Genomic DNA, 16,714 nt, shown 5'->3' on the forward strand with positions numbered 1-16,714 from the left:
ACCGGGTCGCGCGCACAATAAGACCTTGGTCCGATTGCTAGAGCTCTGGGCCAACTCCACGATTCAATCGATGCACGGCGCGTGCCTCGGCACCGATCGTGACGTGCACCTTTCAGGAGTCTTCCGATGGACGCTGAAACGCTGTTGTCACAAAGCCAGGACATTGCCTCAAAAATCACCCACGTGCTGCAGAAGCGCACGCAAATCGCCCAGCGGCATCTGAATGAACGGGTCACCGAAACGCTGGGGCTCGATCACGATGGCGCCCCGACCGCAAGCGCGATGCCCGCGCCATTCGATCCGCTCAGTGCGTGGCAATACACGGTAGATGCCGCGCAGCGCTCGCTGCTGTTCTGGGACACGCTGTACCGGCGCGGCAACGAGTTCGTCGAACGCAGCGTCAGCGGTCCCGCGCCGGTGCTGCATTTCGAGTACGACATGGTGCTGGACGGCCGCACCTTCGAACGGCCGGTCAACTATGCGCTGCTGCAACTTCGTCCGCTCGAAGGCGTGGGCGTGGACGTGCGCAAACGCCCGTATCTGATCATCGATCCGCGCGCGGGGCACGGCCCCGGCATTGGCGGCTTCAAGGACGATTCGCAGGCGGGCATCGCGCTGCGCGCGGGCTATCCCGTCTACTTCGTGGTGTTCTTTCGCGACCCCGAGCCCGGTCAGACCCTGCTTGACGTCTGCAACGCCGAGCAGCTATTCGTGCGCAAGGTGCGCGCGCTGCATGCCGACAGTCCGAAGCCCGCGATCATCGGCAATTGCCAGGGCGGCTGGGCGGCGATGATGCTCGCCAGCTCCGACCCCGAGGAGACCGGCCCGATCGTCATCAACGGTGCGCCGATGTCGTACTGGAGCGCGGCCTGGAGCGAAGGCGAGGGCGACAACCCGATGCGTTACGCGGGCGGCATGCTGGGCGGCGCGTGGCTCGCGTCGTACGCGGCGGATCTTGGCAACGGCAAGTTCGACGGCGCGTATCTGGTGGAGAACTTCGAGAACCTGAATCCCGCCAACACGTTCTGGGACAAGTACTACCACCTGTTCTCGAACGTCGATACGGAGCCGCCACGCTTTCTGGAATTCGAGCGCTGGTGGGGCAGCTACTACCTGATGAATCGCGAGGAGATCGAATGGATCACGCGCAACCTGTTCGTCGGCAACAAGCTGTGGTCGGGCGGAGTGACGAACAGCAGCGGCCAGGCTTTCGATCTGCGTGAAATCCGCTCGCCGATCATCCTGTTCGCGTCGATGGGGGACAACATCACGCCGCCTCAACAGGCGTTCAACTGGGTGGCGGACCTTTACGGCAGCACCGAGGAGATCAAGTCGCGCGGCCAGGTGATCGTCGGTCTGACGCACCAGAACATCGGGCATCTGGGCATTTTCGTGTCCGGGAAAGTCGCGAAGAAGGAGCACAAGCAGATCATGTCCGTGCTCGAGACCATCGAAACCTTCCCGCCCGGACTCTACGGCATGACCATCAACGAGGCCAGGAACGCGGCCGGGGAGATCGAATACGAAGTCGAATTTCATGAGCGGCGGCTCGAGGAGATTTCCGCGCATTTCAACCGCTTCGGCCGCATCGACGAAAAGCCGTTCGAAGCGGTCGCCGCGGTGTCCAATCTGAATCAGCGCATGTATGAACTGCTCGCGCGGCCGTTCGTGCAGGCGATGTCGAACGAAACGAGCGCCCGCCTGCTGCGCCAGTTTCATCCGCTGCGCTGGCAGCGCTGGGCCGTGTCCGCGATGAACCCGTGGCTTGGCTGGCTGCCGGCGGCCGCGCAGTCGGTTCGTGAGAATCGCCAGCGGGCCGCCGCCGATAACCCGTGGAGCAAGCTCGAACACAACGGCTCGCAAATGTTCAGCGCGTCGCTGGACTATTACCGCGCGATGCGCGACGCGGGGACCGAGGCCAGCTTCTTCAGCGTGTACGCGAATCTGTATGCGACGTATCTGAGCAAGCCGGGCGCCGATGGCGTGGCCGCGCAAGCCGGCGCGATCGATCCGCGCGAGCTGCCGTTCGTGCGCACGGCGTTGCAGGCGATCGGCGACGGCGGCTACACGGAGGCGCTCGGGCGCGCGGCCTTTCTGTTGTCGCGCAAGGGCGGGTCGTTGCCGCTCGCGCGCCTGGAGATGCGCAAGGAGATCGCCGAAAGTTACGTGGAGTACCTGCCCGACATCAGCCCCGATCACTGGCGGCGGATCCGGGGCGAGCAGGAAATCATCGTCAGCTTCGAACCGGACGAGGCGATAGCCACGTTGCCGAAGCTGCTTTCCCACAGCGAGGACCGCGAGCGCTTTCTACAACTGCTCGACAAGCTGGCGAGCGACGAGCGCGTGTTGAACACCGCGCCCGACGCCGCGCAAAAGGAGGCGTTCGAACGCATCCGCGCGGTGCTGGGTTCGCGCGAGAGCCGCAAGCGCAACGCACGTTTGCCCGACCCCACTCGCACGTGAGCAACCGGCGCGATGCGCGGCAGGACGCAAGCGTGACGGAACCGTGTGCACGGCGCCCGTATGCACGGCGCCCGTGTGCACGGCTCCCGTCAGCATGGCGTGCCACGCGTCACGAATCCAACGCACCGTACACACGAGGAATACGCAGATGGAAAAGCACGCGAAGTATCAGCGTCTGATCGATTTCTGCCGGACGCTGCCGGCGATGCCGACAGCGGTCGCGCATCCGTGCGACCAGAGTTCGCTCAATGGCGCGGTCGAAGCAGCCGGGATGGGACTGATCGCGCCGCTGCTGGTCGGGCCGCGCGCGCGCATCGAAGCGATTGCCGCCGAACACGGCATCGACATTTCGAACTTCACGATCGTCGATGCGCCGCATAGCCATGCCGCCGCGGCAGCAGCCGTGCAACTGGTGCGCGAAGGCAAGGCGGAGGCCCTGATGAAAGGCAGCCTGCATACGGACGAGCTGATGGCCGAGGTGATTCGCCGCGACATCGGCCTGCGCACCGAGCGGCGCATCAGCCATTGCTTCGTGATGGACGTGCCCGGGTACGAGAACGCGCTGATCATCACCGACGCCGCGATCAACATCTTGCCGACGCTCGAAGAGAAGGTCGACATCCTGCAGAACGCGATCGATCTCGGGCACGCGCTGAAATTTGACGAAGTCCGCGTGGCGATCCTGTCCGCGACCGAGAGCGTCAATCCGAAAATTCCATCGACGGTGGAAGCGGCGGCGCTGTGCAAGATGGTGGACCGCGGGCAGATCACCGGCGGGCTCGTCGACGGTCCGCTCGCACTCGACAACGCGATCAGCATTGAAGCCATGCGCATCAAGCAGATCGAGTCGCGGGTGGCCGGTCGCGCCAATGTATTGATGGTGCCGGACCTCGAAGCGGGCAACATGCTCGCGAAAAGCCTGTCGTTTCTCGCCGGCGCGGACGCGGCGGGCATCGTGCTCGGCGCGCGCGTGCCGATCATTCTGACGAGCCGCGCGGATTCTCTGTCGACGCGTCTCGCGTCGTGCGCGGTCGCCGCGTTGGTGGCCAAGGCACGGCGCGAGGCCGGCAAGGTGGTCGGGTGACGTCATGGCGGATGTGATCCTCGTATTGAACGCAGGTTCGTCGAGCCTCAAGTTCAGCGCCTTCGACGCGCAACAAGCGCAACTCGAGCTCATTTTGCGCGGTCAGATCGAAGCGCTCTACACGAGCCCGCGTTTTCGCGTGACGGACCGCGACGGTAATGCCAGCTCGCACGAATGGGGCGATGGCCATCGGCTCGGCCATCAGGGCGCGATCGAATATCTGGGCGGTTTTTTGCACGACCACGGCGGCGGCAATCAACTGAAGGCGGTCGGGCATCGCGTCGTGCACGGCGGGCAGCGCTTTGCCGGCCCCGTCCTCGCGACCTCCGAGGTGATCGACCAGTTGGACAGCCTGAGCCCGCTCGCGCCGCTGCATCAGCCGCATAACCTGACCCCGATCCGCATCCTCGCGCAACTGCGTCCCGACCTTCCACAGGTCGCGTGCTTCGACACCACGTTTCATCGCACGCAGACCGAGACCGCGCAGGCCTATGCGCTGCCCCCGTCGATTACCGACCGCGGCGTGCGGCGCTACGGTTTTCACGGGCTCTCGTACGAATACATCGCGAGCGTGCTGCCGGAGATCGCACCGGCCGCGGCGGCGGGGCGCACCGTCGTCGCGCATCTGGGCAACGGCGCGAGCATGTGCGCGATGGTCGCGGGCAAGAGCGTGGCGAGCACGATGGGCTTCACGGCGGTGGAAGGCCTGCCGATGGGCACGCGTTGCGGCAGCCTCGACCCCGGCGTGATGCTCTATCTGCTCGACGAGCTGAAGATGGATACGCAGTCGATCGCGGACCTCATTTACAAGGGCTCGGGGCTGCTCGGCATGTCGGGCATCTCGGGCGACATGCGCGTGCTGCTCGACAGCGACGACCCGCGTGCCCGCTTTGCGATCGACGTCTACACCTACCGGATCGCGCGCGAACTCGGTAGTCTCGCCGCGGCGATGCAAGGTCTCGACGCACTGGTGCTGACGGCCGGCATCGGCGAGCACGCCGTCGCGATCCGCGAGCGCATCGTGCGCGATGCCGCGTGGCTCGGCGCCGAACTCGACGAAGCGGCCAATCGGGCGGGCGGCCCGCTGATCACCCGCACCTCGAGCAGGCTGCCGGTCTGGGTCGTGCCCACCAACGAGGAACTGATGATCGCCCGTCATACGCGCGCTGTCGCCCCATAGAGGAGTTTCGCCATGTCTGTCGAGCAACCGAGTTTGATTCTGCGAGGAGCGAAGGCCCTCGTGACCGGCGTCGCCAACGAGCATTCGATTGCGTACGGATGCGCAAAGGCGTTTCACGACCTCGGCGCGAGCGTTGCGCTCACCTATGCGAACGACAAGGCGCTTCCTTATGTGGAACCGATCGCCAAAGCACTCGACGCCGAGATCTTCATGCCGCTCGACGTAACGGGCGAGGACGAAATGGAGGCCGTGTTCGACCGGATCGAGAAGACGTGGGGAAGCCTCGATATTCTCGTTCACGCCGTTGCATGGGCGCCGAAAGCGGATCTGCAGGGCGGCTTGCTGCAATCGTCGCGCGAGGGCTTCCTGAGCGCGATGGACATCTCCTGCCATTCGTTCGTGCGGATGGCGCGCCTCGCCGCGCCGCTAATGAAAGACGGCGGAACCATGCTGACGATGAGCTACTACGGCGCGAACAAGGTCGTGCCGAACTACAACCTGATGGGCCCCGTCAAGGCGGCGCTCGAAGCCTGCGCGCGCTATCTGGCGTTCGAGCTGGGACCGAGGGGCATCCGCGTGCACGCGATTTCTCCCGGGCCGCTGCAGACCCGCGCCGCTTCGGGCCTGAAGGATTTCGAGCTGCTGCTCAACGAAGCGGTGCAGCGCGCGCCGCTCGGCGAACTCGTCGACATCATGGATGTCGGCTATACCTGTGCGTTTCTGGCCACGCCGTATGCCCGGCGGGTGTCCGGTTCTACCTTGTATATCGACGGCGGATTGAACATCGTCGCATAGGGTCTGGAGGAGTAAGCATCATGGCTGAACTGTTTCTTGGAAACGTCGAGGAAAGCGTCTCCGACGAAGATATCGGCGAGTTCCTGATTCGCTACGGGTTCCCGCGCTTCAGCTCGATCAAGCGGGTGCTCGGCACGGGCTCGCGGCCAGGCGCGGTGGTCGTCTTCGACGACGTGCCCACGGACGGGCTGCGCATACTGCAAAACCGCGTCCATAACCTGTTCTGGAAGAACCACACGATCGTCGCGCAGCTGCTGCCGGAGCGCGACGAATCGTGACGGGCGACGGGAGCCGGGCATGGGTCTGCTGTCGCGGTGGCTGACCAGGCGCAACGCTTCCGAAGAGAGCGACGATCAGCAGACGAAGGAAATCGTCGAGCGGATCGTCGGGCTCTGTCCGTCGTTGCGGCTCGCGCGCAACTATGCGTCGCGCCTGCGGCCCGCCGTGCAACACACGACCGCCTATCTGCTCCGGCTCGCCGATGAAGTGCCGCCGACGCGCGAAGCGAACGCGGCGGCGTGGGCGACAGACCCGTATATCCACGCCTTTTTCGCCACACCCGACGACGTCTGCCCGGTCTTCAACCGCTCACACGAGCTGAACACGTTCTTCAGCGACCATCCCGCTGCCGATCAGGTATTCGCGGTGCTCGGCATGGCCATGGACGAGCGGCGTATTTTCGGCGTCGGGCAACACGGCGAAACGACGCAAACCGATCTCGCGCAGACGACCATCAACTTCAGCGATCACCAGGTGCGCGTGTGCGAAGAATCCGAAGCCGCGTTGCGGCGCCAGATCGTGTTGCGGATCGTCGATCAGCTCGTGCTCGAAGCCCTCGGCAAGATCGAGGCCGACACCTCGCGGCAGGACGAATTGCAACGCGAAAGGGCGCTGCTGAAAACGCGCCTGACGATTCTCGAACGGCAAGGGGCGGGCGTGCGCTCGCTGCTTGGTAGCGACGCGACGTCGAATTACGCGGAGGTGGCGAAGCTGCAGGCGCAGATCGAAGAGAACGATCAGGCTCTGGCGCAGTTGGGCCTGAAGACAGAGGCGCTGGAGCGGCATCTCGACGTGATGTGCGGTGTACTGGGGGCGCCGGATGCGCATTTCTACGTGCGCAAAAGCGTGTACCGGCTCGACCGGATGAACGTCGTCCTGGAAGAGGGAGAGACGCGGCCCGCGCACGAAATCGAGTTTCGCCTTGCGCGTCTGCCGGAGAGTCCCAATGCGATACGGGTTTTCTCGACGGTGCGTTTTCGACGCGCGGACTTTACGCCTCCCCTCAGCGGCCTCGCGCAAGCGCACCGCCTGATCTGACGCGAGCCATGCCCGCTATTTGCCGGCGACCGGCTCCACGGAGATGGCCACGGCCTCGGTATAGACCGCTTGGATCTGGTCGCCTTTTTTGATCCGCTTGAGCTGTTCGGGATCCTGCACGATCAGATCCACCGTATTGCCTTGCGGGCCCTTCAGCGTGACCGCGCCGCTCTGGTGATTGACCGCGATGACGTTAGCCATGATCGTGACTTCGCGCGAGGCCGAGCCGCCGGGTTTCGCGCCCGCCGGTGTGCGTTCGAGCGTCTGCGTTTCGTTGGCGGTCAGCGGCGCGTTGCCTTTTTTCAGCATGATGGTCAGAGCCTGAGAATACTCGGCCTTGACCACGTCGCCGACCTTGATCTGATCGAAGTTGCGCGCTTCCTCGCCGACCACGACCTGCACGACCTTGCCCTTCGGGTCCTTGAGCAAGACGGTGCGCGTTGCCGGCTCGATGCCGACGACCGTCGCGGTCGTTTTGACCATGCCCGACATAGTGACTTTGCCGGGCTCGCTCTTGACCGTGACGGGTGTCTCCGTCTGAGCGAATCCTGTATTCGCGAGACACACGAGCGCCGCCGCGATGATCAGTTTGCGGTTAATCATTTTGCTCTCCTTGCGCGATCAATTGACCGTGTAACCCCGCCCCGACATGCAGGCGGCGAAAGCGCGATTGAACGTGTCCATCGAGCCCTGCGTTTGCGCCTGCGATTGTGTCGCGGCCGCGCGCCGGTTCTGCCGCGCGCGTGACCCGCCGACCATCGTGCCGGTCGCCGCGCCGATCGCCGCGCCCTTGCCGGCGTCGCCCGCAATCGCGCCGATGATCGCGCCGCCGGCCGCGCCGCGCGCGGCGCCCTGCACGCGCTCGCCGCCTCCCACCGCGGGGCCGGAAGGCGGGGGCGGGGCATTGGCGACCATGGTCGGGTCGATGCCGGTATTGCTCTTCGCCCACGAATAGCAGGCGCCTTCGTCCTGCTGCTGTTGCTGCGGGCTTTGCCCTCTGGCCGGATAGGCAATCGGCCTCGATTGCGCCAGGCCTTCCAGCGATAGCGACGCGCTCAACGCGGCGATCACGGCATATTTCGTAGACTTGTTCACGACAGCTCCTTGCGTGGGCACACGCGGGTGCGAGTCGCCGGCTTCCTGTTTGCTCAGGCGTGAGGGCGCAACCGGCACCCGTGAATGGGAATTCTGGTGGGACCGGTTGCCGCGCGGTGGATGCGCAGCAATGGCAGGTTCGCGTTCATCATGGTGTCGCGGGCCTGTCGCGCGCAATCGGACCAAGGTCGTATTTGCAATTTCGTCCATGGTTTCCAAACTGTATTCATGCGACAGGTGCAGGTCGTTTTCATTGCTTCGGACAACTGTCTGTCAAAGATCATGGCCATGCCGCCCGGGGCCGCTGACAAAGCGCAAGGGGAAGCATCGATGGACCGCGATTCGCGTGCTCGTACACGCATCATCCCGTTTGCAACGGCGCTCGACGACGAGGCGAAGCGCGCGCGACGCATCAGCCATGTACTGGGCGCCGCGCTTCTGGCGTGCTGCGGCGCGTTCTCCACTGCGGTGTCGCTGGCGCAGGCGCCGGCCGCGAACGCCCCGGCGAACGCGGCCTCGAACGCACCCGTTTCCGCGGCGGCGCTCGACAAGCTCGTCGGACCGATCGCGCTATATCCGGACGATCTGATCGCGATCATTCTTCCTGCCTCCACCTATCCCGTCGAAATCGTGCAGGCCGATCGCTTTCTCGACCAGTACAAAAACGATAAGTCGCTCAAGCTCAACGACGCGTGGCACGATCCGGTGAAGGCGCTGCTGAATTACCCCAGCATCGTCAAGAACATGAGCACCGATCTCGACTGGACGATCAATCTCGGCGAGGCCGTCGTTGCCGACCAGGGCTCGGTGCTCGAAGCGATTCAGCGCTTCCGGCGGCAAACGCAGTCGGCGGGGCATCTGAAATCCGACGACAAGCAGGTCGTGGTGGTCGAGAAGGAAGTGATCAAGATCCAGCCGGCCGATCCGCAGGTGATCTACGTGCCGCAGTACAACCCGCAGACCATCGTGGTGGCCAGCGCGCCCGTGACCTACGCCTACGCGCCCACGCCCTATCCGGCCTACTACTATCCGTACGCGCCCGGCGCCGCGCTCGCGACGGGGCTGATCTGGGGCGCGGCGATTACCGCCGCCTGGAACGGCGGGCACTATGAAACGCATTACGGAGGCGGCGGCAACAACAACATCAACATCAACCGCGAAAGAAACGTCGAGCGGGGCGATAGAAACGTCGAGCGCGGCGATAGGAACGTCGAGCGCGGCAATATCAACACGGGCGACATCAACCGCGGCGGTGGACGCGGGCAGGGAGGGGGCACCTCCGCGTGGACCTCGGACAAGAAGCCGGGCCAGGTCAGCGGTATCTCGGATCGCTCGGCGCGCACGCAACGGGTCGGCGATCCGCCGTCGCGCGGCGGCGGCGCGGGTGCAGGCGCGGGCGCGGGCGCGGGCGGTGGGTTGGCGGGCGGCAACCGCGGCGGCGCGGGCGGCGGCGCAAACTATGCAGGTGGCGGCGCGGGTGGCGGCGCCGGCGCAAACTTCGCGGGCGGCGGTGCTGGCGCGCAAGGGCGGCCGCAGGCGTCCCAGCGTCCGACGGCGTCGGCGGGCACACGCGAGGTGAGTCAGCGCGCGTCGCCTGGGGGCGGCGGCGATGCGTTCAGCGGCTACGGCTCGGCGCGCGACGCGCAAGCCAACAGCGCGCGCGGCGCGGCGAGCCGTCAATCGACGCGTGGCGGCGGAAATTCCGGTGGCGGTGGGTTCTCCGGCGGTGCCGGCCGTGGCGGCGGCGGTGGTGGATTCTCGCCGCGGCCCAGCGGTGGCGGTGGCGGCCGCGGCGGCGGACGGCGATAAGGAGCAGCCATGAGCGGACAAAGCATCACCGGAAAGCGCCCACGCGACGATTCGCGGCGACGTGTGGCCACATCGCGTCGGCTGTGCGCGATGGTGCTCGCGCTGTCGATTCCGTTGGCCGCGCTCGCCGCGGGGCAGCGCACTTTCGCCACCCCTGAAGACGCGGTCGCCGCGCTGTCCAGCGCACTGAAGACCGACGACGAAGCGTCGCTCGTCGCGATCTTCGGCGAAGCGCACAAGAGCCTCGTGGTATCGCCGGATCAGGCGGAGAACGAGGCGAACTGGGCCAAGGCGAGCAAGGAGATCGAGGCCTATCACCTGCTCGACGACAGGGGCCCGAACCGGCGGATTCTGCTGGTCGGCGACGAGGCGTGGCCGATGCCGATACCGATCGTCAAAGAGGACGGCACCTGGCGCTTCGCCACCGAGCAGGGCGAAGAAGAACTGATCAATCGACGGATCGGCGCCAACGAACTCGAAGCGATCAAGGTGCTGCAGGCTTATATCGGCGCGCAGCGTCAATACGCGTCGCGCGACCGGAACCACGACGGCCTGCTCGAATACGCGCAGAAGCTGGCCAGCACACCCGGCAAGCAGGACGGTCTCTACTGGCCCACCGACGAAAACAGTGACGAAGAAGAGAGTCCGTTCGGACCGCTCGTCGCCGCGAGTTCCGAATATCTGAAAGGCCACGCGGCGGGCGATCCTTACCGGGGCTACCATTTCCACATCCTGACGCGGCAGGGCAAGAACGCGCCGGGCGGCGCGTTCAGCTACGTGATCAACGGCCACATGATCGCGGGTTTCGCGATGGTCGCTTACCCGGCGCGGTACGGCACGAGCGGCGTGATGACCTTCGTGGTCAACAACAACGGCGTCATCTACCAGAAGGACCGTGGCGCGCACGCGCCGCCTGTGACCGAGTTCAATCCGGATCACACGTGGCAGCGCGTCAAGGATTCGCTCTGAGCCGCTCCGGGTTGGCTGAGGCGAAGGCCGTACAGCGCGCCCGTGCTTCCGTCAGGTCCGCTTCCGTACTCGAGGCGCTACGTTGAACCATCCACAGAGCGTCACCGGCCGCGCGTCTTCCACGCCACCCGCGCGCGGGTGGCGCTGCGCGTTTCCTCCCGCGCAGTGGCTGCGAAGCTATCAGCCTCGATGGCTCGCGAAGGACGCGGTCGCCGGCGTGACGCTCGCGGCTTATGGCATTCCGGTATCGCTCGCCTATGCGTCGCTCGCCGGCTTGCCGCCGCAATACGGCATCTACGGCTATCTGGTCGGCGGCCTCTGTTATGCGCTGTTCGGCTCGTCGCGCCAGCTCGCGATCGGCCCGACCTCGGCGATCTCGATGCTCGTCGGCGTGACGCTCGTGCCGATGGCCGGGGGCGACCCCTCGCGCTGGGCTTCGATCGCGGCGCTCACGTCCGTGCTGATCGCGTGCATGTGCGTGATCGGCTGGCTGCTGCGCTTGAGTTCGCTCGTCAGCTTCATCAGCGAGACGATCCTGCTCGGCTTCAAGGCGGGCGCCGCGCTGACGATCGCGATGACCCAGCTGCCGAAGCTGTTCGGGGTGAAAGGCGGCGGCGAATTCTTCTTCGAACGGATCGCCGTGCTGTGGGGGCAGCTTCCGCTGACCAACCTCGGCGTGCTCGGTTTCGGCCTCGTTTGCATCGCGTTGCTGCTGCTCGGCGAAAAGTTTTTGCCGGGGCGTCCGGTGGCGCTCGCCGTCGTCGCTGCCTCGATCGTCGTGTTGTCCGTCACGCCGCTGGCCAGCCGCGGCTTCACGCTCGTGGGCGCGCTGCCTCAAGGCTTGCCTGAATTCCGTCTGCCCGGGCTGCGGCTGCGCGATGTCGACGGCATCGTTCCGCTGGCGTTCGCGTGCCTGTTGCTGGCATACGTCGAGAGCGTTTCGGCCGCGCGCGCGCTCGCGCAGGCACATGGTTACGAGATCGACGCCCGCCAGGAATTGCTGGGTCTCGGCGCGGCCAATCTGGCGGCGGGATTGTTCCAGGCCTTTCCGGTTGCGGGAGGACTTTCGCAATCGTCGGTGAACGACAAGGCCGGCGCGAAAAGTGCGCTTGCGCTGGTATTCGCGTCGCTCGCGATCGGCTTCTGTCTGATGTTCCTCACAGGACTGCTCGCGAATCTGCCCAACGTCGTGCTGGCGGCGATCGTGCTCGTGGCCGTGAAGGGCCTCGTCGACGTCGGCGAACTGCGTCATGTGTGGCGCGTGAGCCGCTTCGAATTCGCGATTTCGATGGTGGCGTTCGCGGCGGTGCTGTTGTTGGGCATCCTGAAGGGCGTCATCGTCGCGGTGCTCGTGTCGATGCTGCTGATCATCCACCGCGCTGCGCATCCGCATGTCGCGATGCTCGGGCGTATTCCCGGCACGCGCTATTTCTCGGATCTCGAACGTCATGCCGAGAACGAGACGATTGCGCATGTGCTGGCGGTGCGTGTCGAGGCGTCGTTGCTGTACTTCAATGTCGAGCACGTGCGCGAGACGATCTGGCGCATGATCCACACCGCACCCGAACCGGTCCGGCTCGTGATTTGCGATCTGTCCGCATCGGCGGTCGTCGATCTGGCGGGCGCGCGCATGCTCGAAGCGATGCACGGCGCGCTGGAGGCCGCGGGCGCCGCGATGAAGGTCGTCGGCGCGCACGCGGACGTGCGCGACATGCTGCGCGCCGAGGGGCTCGAAGTTCGTGTCGGCCACATCGGCCGACGCGGCTCGGTGGCCGACGTCGTCGACGCATTCCAGCAAAACGGCGATTTCGCGGACGACGCGGATCGCGGATGAACTCGAGGAGAAACCCATGTCACGTCAATTTCGTCCTGGCGCGGGCGCGCCCGCACTCGACGCCGCGTACGCCCACACGATCACGCAGTGGCTTGCGGCAGCGGCGCTGCTCGCCAGCCCCATGTTGTGTTACGCAGCGAACCTGAACTTTCTGAAAGACACGCCCATTACTTACATGCGCCAGGCCGACCGTAAAGCGCTCAACGACGCGGCGCAAAAGGCGCTCGATACAAAAAAGGATGGCGAATCGTACGAGTGGAGCAATGCGGGCACCGGCAATTCCGTGTCGATCAAGGGCACGGTGACGCCGCAGGACACGACGAAGGACGGCGATCGAACCTGCCGGACCGCGACGCTGACCGCGGTCGCGAAAGGACAGACCCAAACGTGGACGCCGATCGTCTGCAAAACCGGCAATGGGCCGTGGAAGATTCTGAAGCAATAAACGCATGCGTGTCGCTTCGTACGCCTCCGAACATGGCGGCGCCGCCGCGCCGCCCGAGTTGCACGAGCACGTACCATGTGCCCTGTTGATGCATAATTTGTCCAGCGTTTCGCGGCTCATGCACAAGGCAAACACATGGAACACTCTTACGCTAACGACGATACCGGCAATCTGATCCTGCTCGAACACGTCAACCTGAAAATCCCCAACCAGATTCTCGCGACCGCCTTCTACGTCACCGGCCTTGGGCTCACGCGCGATCCGTTCGTGATGACCGGGGTCGAGAATATGTGGATCAACGTCGGCCGGTCGCAGATTCACTTGCCGCACGGGGCGGCGCAACGTCTGCGCGGCAGTGTCGGTCTCGTGGTCGGCGAGCTCGAAGCGCTGGTGAGGCGGCTGCGCTCGGTTGAACCGCTGCTCGCCGGCACCGCGTTCGGCTGGACGGAGCGCGCAGGCAGTGTCGAAGTGACGTGTCCGTGGGGCAACCGCTACGAGTGCCTCGATCCTTTCAATCGATCCGCGTCGGCTCCGTGGTCGGACATCGATCTGGGCATCGCGTTCGTGAAGATGGATGTGCCGGTCGGCAGCGCGTTGCCTATCGCGCGCTTCTACCGCGATATGTTCGATGCGACCGTCGACATCGAAGAGAAGCATGGATTGCACCGCGCGGTGATCGATATCGGCACGCATCAACAACTGCTGTACGCGGAAACGACCCAGCCCATTCCTGAATACGACGGACACCATATCGCCATTTACACCGCTGCTTTTTCGGGGCCGTTCACACGGCTCGCCGAAAAAGGTCTGGTATATGGAGAAGAGCCGCATCAATACCGGTTTGCCGACCTGCTCGATCTGTCATCCGGAGAGCGTTGCTTCCGGCTCGAACACGAAGTACGGAGCCTGCATCACCCACTTTACGCGCGCCCGCTGGTGAACCGGAATCCGGAACAGACCAACCGGAACTATCAGCAGGGGGCCGATTCGCGCGGCGGCCGGTTCTGATCGGCTCAACGAGCGGCGGCAACGCGAAGCGACCCAGGTGAAAACGCGACGATCAGGGCGGCGGTCAGCGACCACAACGGTGCACGCTGATCGCTCGCCACTCCTTAACGATTTAATCTAGAAAATCCACAACACATCGCCTACCCTTAAACGAGCCGGTTTTCCGCGGACCCGTGCATCACTTCTCCCCTCTCTGCGAAGCCGACCCGTCCTGACAAAGCTAACAACGATTCGAAGTCGTACGCTTTTGTCGTCTGCGAGGGTTGCGCCATCGTGCTCTTTCACGCTGTCGTCCGCGTGGATCCATGTCGCACTCCTGCGCTGCAATTCATAGGAACAATAAAAAGCTAGGAGACGCTCATGCCATTCAACCGTATTCAGGGAATTGTCGGCCTGCCACTGCTCGCCATCGCGTTCGGCTTGCCTGCGGCTCATGCCGCCGACGAAGTACAGAACAGCTCGACCACCACCGCCGCGCCGGTGCCATCGAGGCTTCAGCCTGTGACCCAGGATCAGCTCGATCGCGCCGGCAGCATGACGGCGGTCTGGCTCCATCCGAACGGCTCGTACGCGCAGACGCGCTATTACCCCGGCGCGCAGATCAACCGGACGAACGTCGCGAAGCTCAGGCCGGCGTTCATCTTCCAGACGGCCGTCAACGAGTCGATGGAAACGGCGCCGATCGTGAAGGACGGCGTGATGTTCCTGACCACGTCGTTCGATCACGTGTACGCGATCGATGCGACGACGGGCAAAGAGTTCTGGCATTACAAGCACAAGATGGGTCCGGTCACGACGTTCTGTTGCGGGCCGAACAATCGTGGCGTCGCGATTTCGGGTGACCGGCTCTATATGGGCACGCTCGACTCCAAGCTCGTCGCGCTCGACGCCAAAACCGGCAACGTGCTGTGGCAAAGCCAGATCGCCAATCCCGACGAGGGCTACTCGGAAACGATGGCGCCGACGGTCGTCGACGGCAAGGTGCTGATCGGCACGAACGGCGGCGAGTACGGCATTCGCGGCTTCGTGAAGGCGTACGACGCGAATTCCGGCCAGTTGCTGTGGACCTTCTACACGATTCCGGAAACCGGCCAGGAAGGCGTGTGGGCCACCAAAGACGCGACCGGCCGCGACGAGAAGCGCGACATCGACGCGGAGAAGAAGCAGTTGGCCGACAAGGGCGGCGACTTCTACAAGACGCTCGGCGGCGGCGTGTGGATGACGCCGGCGGTCGACCGGAAAACGCACACGGTGTACTTCGTGGTCGGCAACCCGTCGCCGGACCTGTATGGCGCGATCCGGCCGGGAGACAACCTCTATACGGATTCGCTCGTCGCGATCGATCTCGACACCGGCAAGTACAAATGGCACTACCAGTACGTGCCGCACGACGTCTGGGACCTCGACGCAGTGAGCCCGCCGGTGCTGATCGACGTGCGCGACAACGACGGCAAGATGATCCCCGGCATCGTGCATGCGGGCAAGACCGGTAACGTGTACGTGCATGATCGTGCGACCGGCCGTCTGATCCGCTTCTCGCAGGCGATGATTCCGCAGGAAAACATGTGGACCCTGCCGACAGCAGCCGGCGCGCGCATGCTGCCGGGCGCGAACGGCGGCGTCGAGTGGTCGCCGATCGCGTTCGATCCGCAAACGCGCCTCGTCTACGCGGCCAATCTGAATCAGCCGATGACGTACCAGGTCGAGGACGCCGCCTATCCGGGCGGCAGCAAGCTTTGGCTCGGCGGCGCCTTCAAGCTGATTCCGTCCGAGGCGCAATGGGGCAAGCTGTCGGCCGTCAACGTCGACACCGGCAAGATCGCGTGGGACTACAAGACCGACCAGCCGCTGATCGGCGGCGTACTTGCAACGGCGGGCGGTCTCGTGTTCAACGGCGAGGGCAACGGCCTGTTCCGCGCGTTCGATGCCGCCACCGGCAAGAAGCTGTGGGAGTTCCAGTGCGGCGCGGGCGTCAACGCGCCGGCCGTGTCGTACATGGTCAACGGCAAGCAGTACATCGCGGTCGCGGCGGGCGGCAATACCCAGATCGACTTCAAGCGCGGCAATAGCGTCGTCGTGTTCGCGGTGCCATGAGGCGGCCGGCGCCGCGGGGAGCGCCGGGTGGGGCGCGCGCTGCATGGGTGGCGCTGCTGTGCGGCGGACTGATCGCCGCATGGCTGCCGTCGGGCGCGCGCGCCGACGCCGAGGCGGGCAAGGCGAAAGCGCAGGTGTGCGTGGCCTGTCATGGGCCGATGGGCAATTCGACCAATCCGGACTATCCGATTCTGGCCGGGCAAACCGCGCGCTACCTGTATCTGGAGCTGAAGGACTTCAAGCAGGGACGGCGCAGCGATCCGCGCATGTCGCCGATGGCGGCGAACCTGTCGAGCGAGGACATGCAGGACCTCGCCGACTACTTCGCCGCGCAGAAGCCCGTATCGGTGCCGTTCAACGCGGATGGCGCGAGCATCGAGGCGGGCCGCAAGAAGGCCGCCGAGCTGTTGTGCACGATGTGCCACCTGGGTGGCTTTTCCGGGCAGAACGAGATTCCGCGCGTCGCGGGCCAGCAGTATCAGTACATCGTCAAGCAATTGCAGGACTTCCGCTCGCATACACGCACCAACGATGCGGGCAACATGACCAGCGTGACGCGTAATCTGTCCGACGACGACATCCATCATCTGGCCGCTTATATCAACAATCTGCATTAGCACG

Annotated in this window: 15 protein-coding genes; 13 read left to right on the plus strand and 2 right to left on the minus strand. The window is 64.8% G+C overall.

Annotation, left to right across the window (positions count from 1 at the left end):
* Positions 1–126 precede the first annotated feature (126 nt).
* The 6 genes from HWY30_RS11870 to HWY30_RS11895 all read left to right on the plus strand — a co-directional run bounded on the left by HWY30_RS11870 (position 127) and on the right by HWY30_RS11895 (position 6,839).
* On the plus strand, positions 127–2,463 hold the full coding sequence (locus HWY30_RS11870) for a DUF3141 domain-containing protein (RefSeq protein WP_090808977.1): 2,337 nt from the start codon (positions 127–129) through the stop codon (positions 2,461–2,463).
* A 94-nt stretch (positions 2,464–2,557) separates the two neighbouring features.
* Positions 2,558–3,547 (plus strand): phosphate acetyltransferase, encoded by a 990-nt coding sequence (locus HWY30_RS11875; protein ID WP_090808979.1) that lies wholly within the window; start codon positions 2,558–2,560, stop codon positions 3,545–3,547.
* 4 nt (positions 3,548–3,551) lie between these two features.
* Positions 3,552–4,727 carry an acetate/propionate family kinase gene (locus HWY30_RS11880; protein WP_090808980.1) on the plus strand — a complete coding sequence of 392 codons (1,176 nt, stop codon included), beginning with the start codon at positions 3,552–3,554 and terminating at the stop codon, positions 4,725–4,727.
* Between the two features lie 12 nt (positions 4,728–4,739).
* Positions 4,740–5,522, plus strand: a complete 783-nt coding sequence (gene fabI, locus HWY30_RS11885) for an enoyl-ACP reductase FabI (RefSeq protein ID WP_090808982.1) — start codon at positions 4,740–4,742, stop codon at positions 5,520–5,522.
* Positions 5,523–5,542: 20 nt separating this feature from the next.
* Positions 5,543–5,800, plus strand: a complete 258-nt coding sequence (locus HWY30_RS11890) for a hypothetical protein (protein WP_090808984.1) — start codon at positions 5,543–5,545, stop codon at positions 5,798–5,800.
* Positions 5,801–5,819: 19 nt separating this feature from the next.
* Entirely contained in the window at positions 5,820–6,839 is a 1,020-nt protein-coding gene (locus tag HWY30_RS11895) for a hypothetical protein (RefSeq protein ID WP_090808986.1), read from the plus strand.
* A 15-nt stretch (positions 6,840–6,854) separates the two neighbouring features.
* Here the strand turns inward: HWY30_RS11895 and HWY30_RS11900 are convergent, their stop codons facing one another.
* Both HWY30_RS11900 and HWY30_RS11905 read right to left on the minus strand, forming a co-directional pair.
* Positions 6,855–7,442 carry a hypothetical protein gene (locus HWY30_RS11900; RefSeq protein WP_090808989.1) on the minus strand — a complete coding sequence of 196 codons (588 nt, stop codon included), beginning with the start codon at positions 7,440–7,442 and terminating at the stop codon, positions 6,855–6,857.
* An 18-nt stretch (positions 7,443–7,460) separates the two neighbouring features.
* Positions 7,461–7,934 (minus strand): glycine zipper family protein, encoded by a 474-nt coding sequence (locus tag HWY30_RS11905; RefSeq protein ID WP_090810400.1) that lies wholly within the window; start codon positions 7,932–7,934, stop codon positions 7,461–7,463.
* A gap of 330 nt (positions 7,935–8,264) precedes the next feature.
* On the opposite strand from HWY30_RS11905, the gene HWY30_RS11910 reads away from it, so the two are divergent.
* The 7 genes from HWY30_RS11910 to HWY30_RS11940 all read left to right on the plus strand — a co-directional run bounded on the left by HWY30_RS11910 (position 8,265) and on the right by HWY30_RS11940 (position 16,710).
* Entirely contained in the window at positions 8,265–9,743 is a 1,479-nt protein-coding gene (locus HWY30_RS11910; protein WP_244144883.1) for a DUF3300 domain-containing protein, read from the plus strand.
* Positions 9,744–9,752: 9 nt separating this feature from the next.
* A complete protein-coding gene (locus tag HWY30_RS11915; RefSeq protein WP_090808991.1) occupies positions 9,753–10,712 on the plus strand; it encodes a DUF2950 domain-containing protein in 960 nt (319 codons plus the stop codon).
* An 82-nt stretch (positions 10,713–10,794) separates the two neighbouring features.
* Positions 10,795–12,546 carry a SulP family inorganic anion transporter gene (locus HWY30_RS11920; RefSeq protein WP_090808993.1) on the plus strand — a complete coding sequence of 584 codons (1,752 nt, stop codon included), beginning with the start codon at positions 10,795–10,797 and terminating at the stop codon, positions 12,544–12,546.
* A gap of 16 nt (positions 12,547–12,562) precedes the next feature.
* Complete coding sequence (locus tag HWY30_RS11925; protein ID WP_090808995.1) at positions 12,563–12,991, plus strand: RT0821/Lpp0805 family surface protein; 429 nt, start codon at positions 12,563–12,565, stop codon at positions 12,989–12,991.
* 135 nt (positions 12,992–13,126) lie between these two features.
* Positions 13,127–13,999: a VOC family protein gene (locus tag HWY30_RS11930; protein WP_090808997.1), complete on the plus strand. Its 873-nt coding sequence runs from the start codon at positions 13,127–13,129 to the stop codon at positions 13,997–13,999.
* Between the two features lie 360 nt (positions 14,000–14,359).
* Positions 14,360–16,093 carry a pyrroloquinoline quinone-dependent dehydrogenase gene (locus HWY30_RS11935; RefSeq protein ID WP_090808999.1) on the plus strand — a complete coding sequence of 578 codons (1,734 nt, stop codon included), beginning with the start codon at positions 14,360–14,362 and terminating at the stop codon, positions 16,091–16,093.
* The gene (locus HWY30_RS11940; protein ID WP_090809001.1) at positions 16,090–16,710 is read left to right on the plus strand and encodes a c-type cytochrome; all 621 of its coding nucleotides are present in this window, start codon (positions 16,090–16,092) and stop codon (positions 16,708–16,710) included. The genes HWY30_RS11935 and HWY30_RS11940 overlap by 4 nt, the downstream gene beginning before the upstream one ends.
* Positions 16,711–16,714 lie beyond the last annotated feature (4 nt).

Source organism: Paraburkholderia tuberum STM678 (assembly GCF_902833905.1).
GTDB classification, from domain to species: Bacteria; Pseudomonadota; Gammaproteobacteria; order Burkholderiales; family Burkholderiaceae; genus Paraburkholderia; species Paraburkholderia tuberum.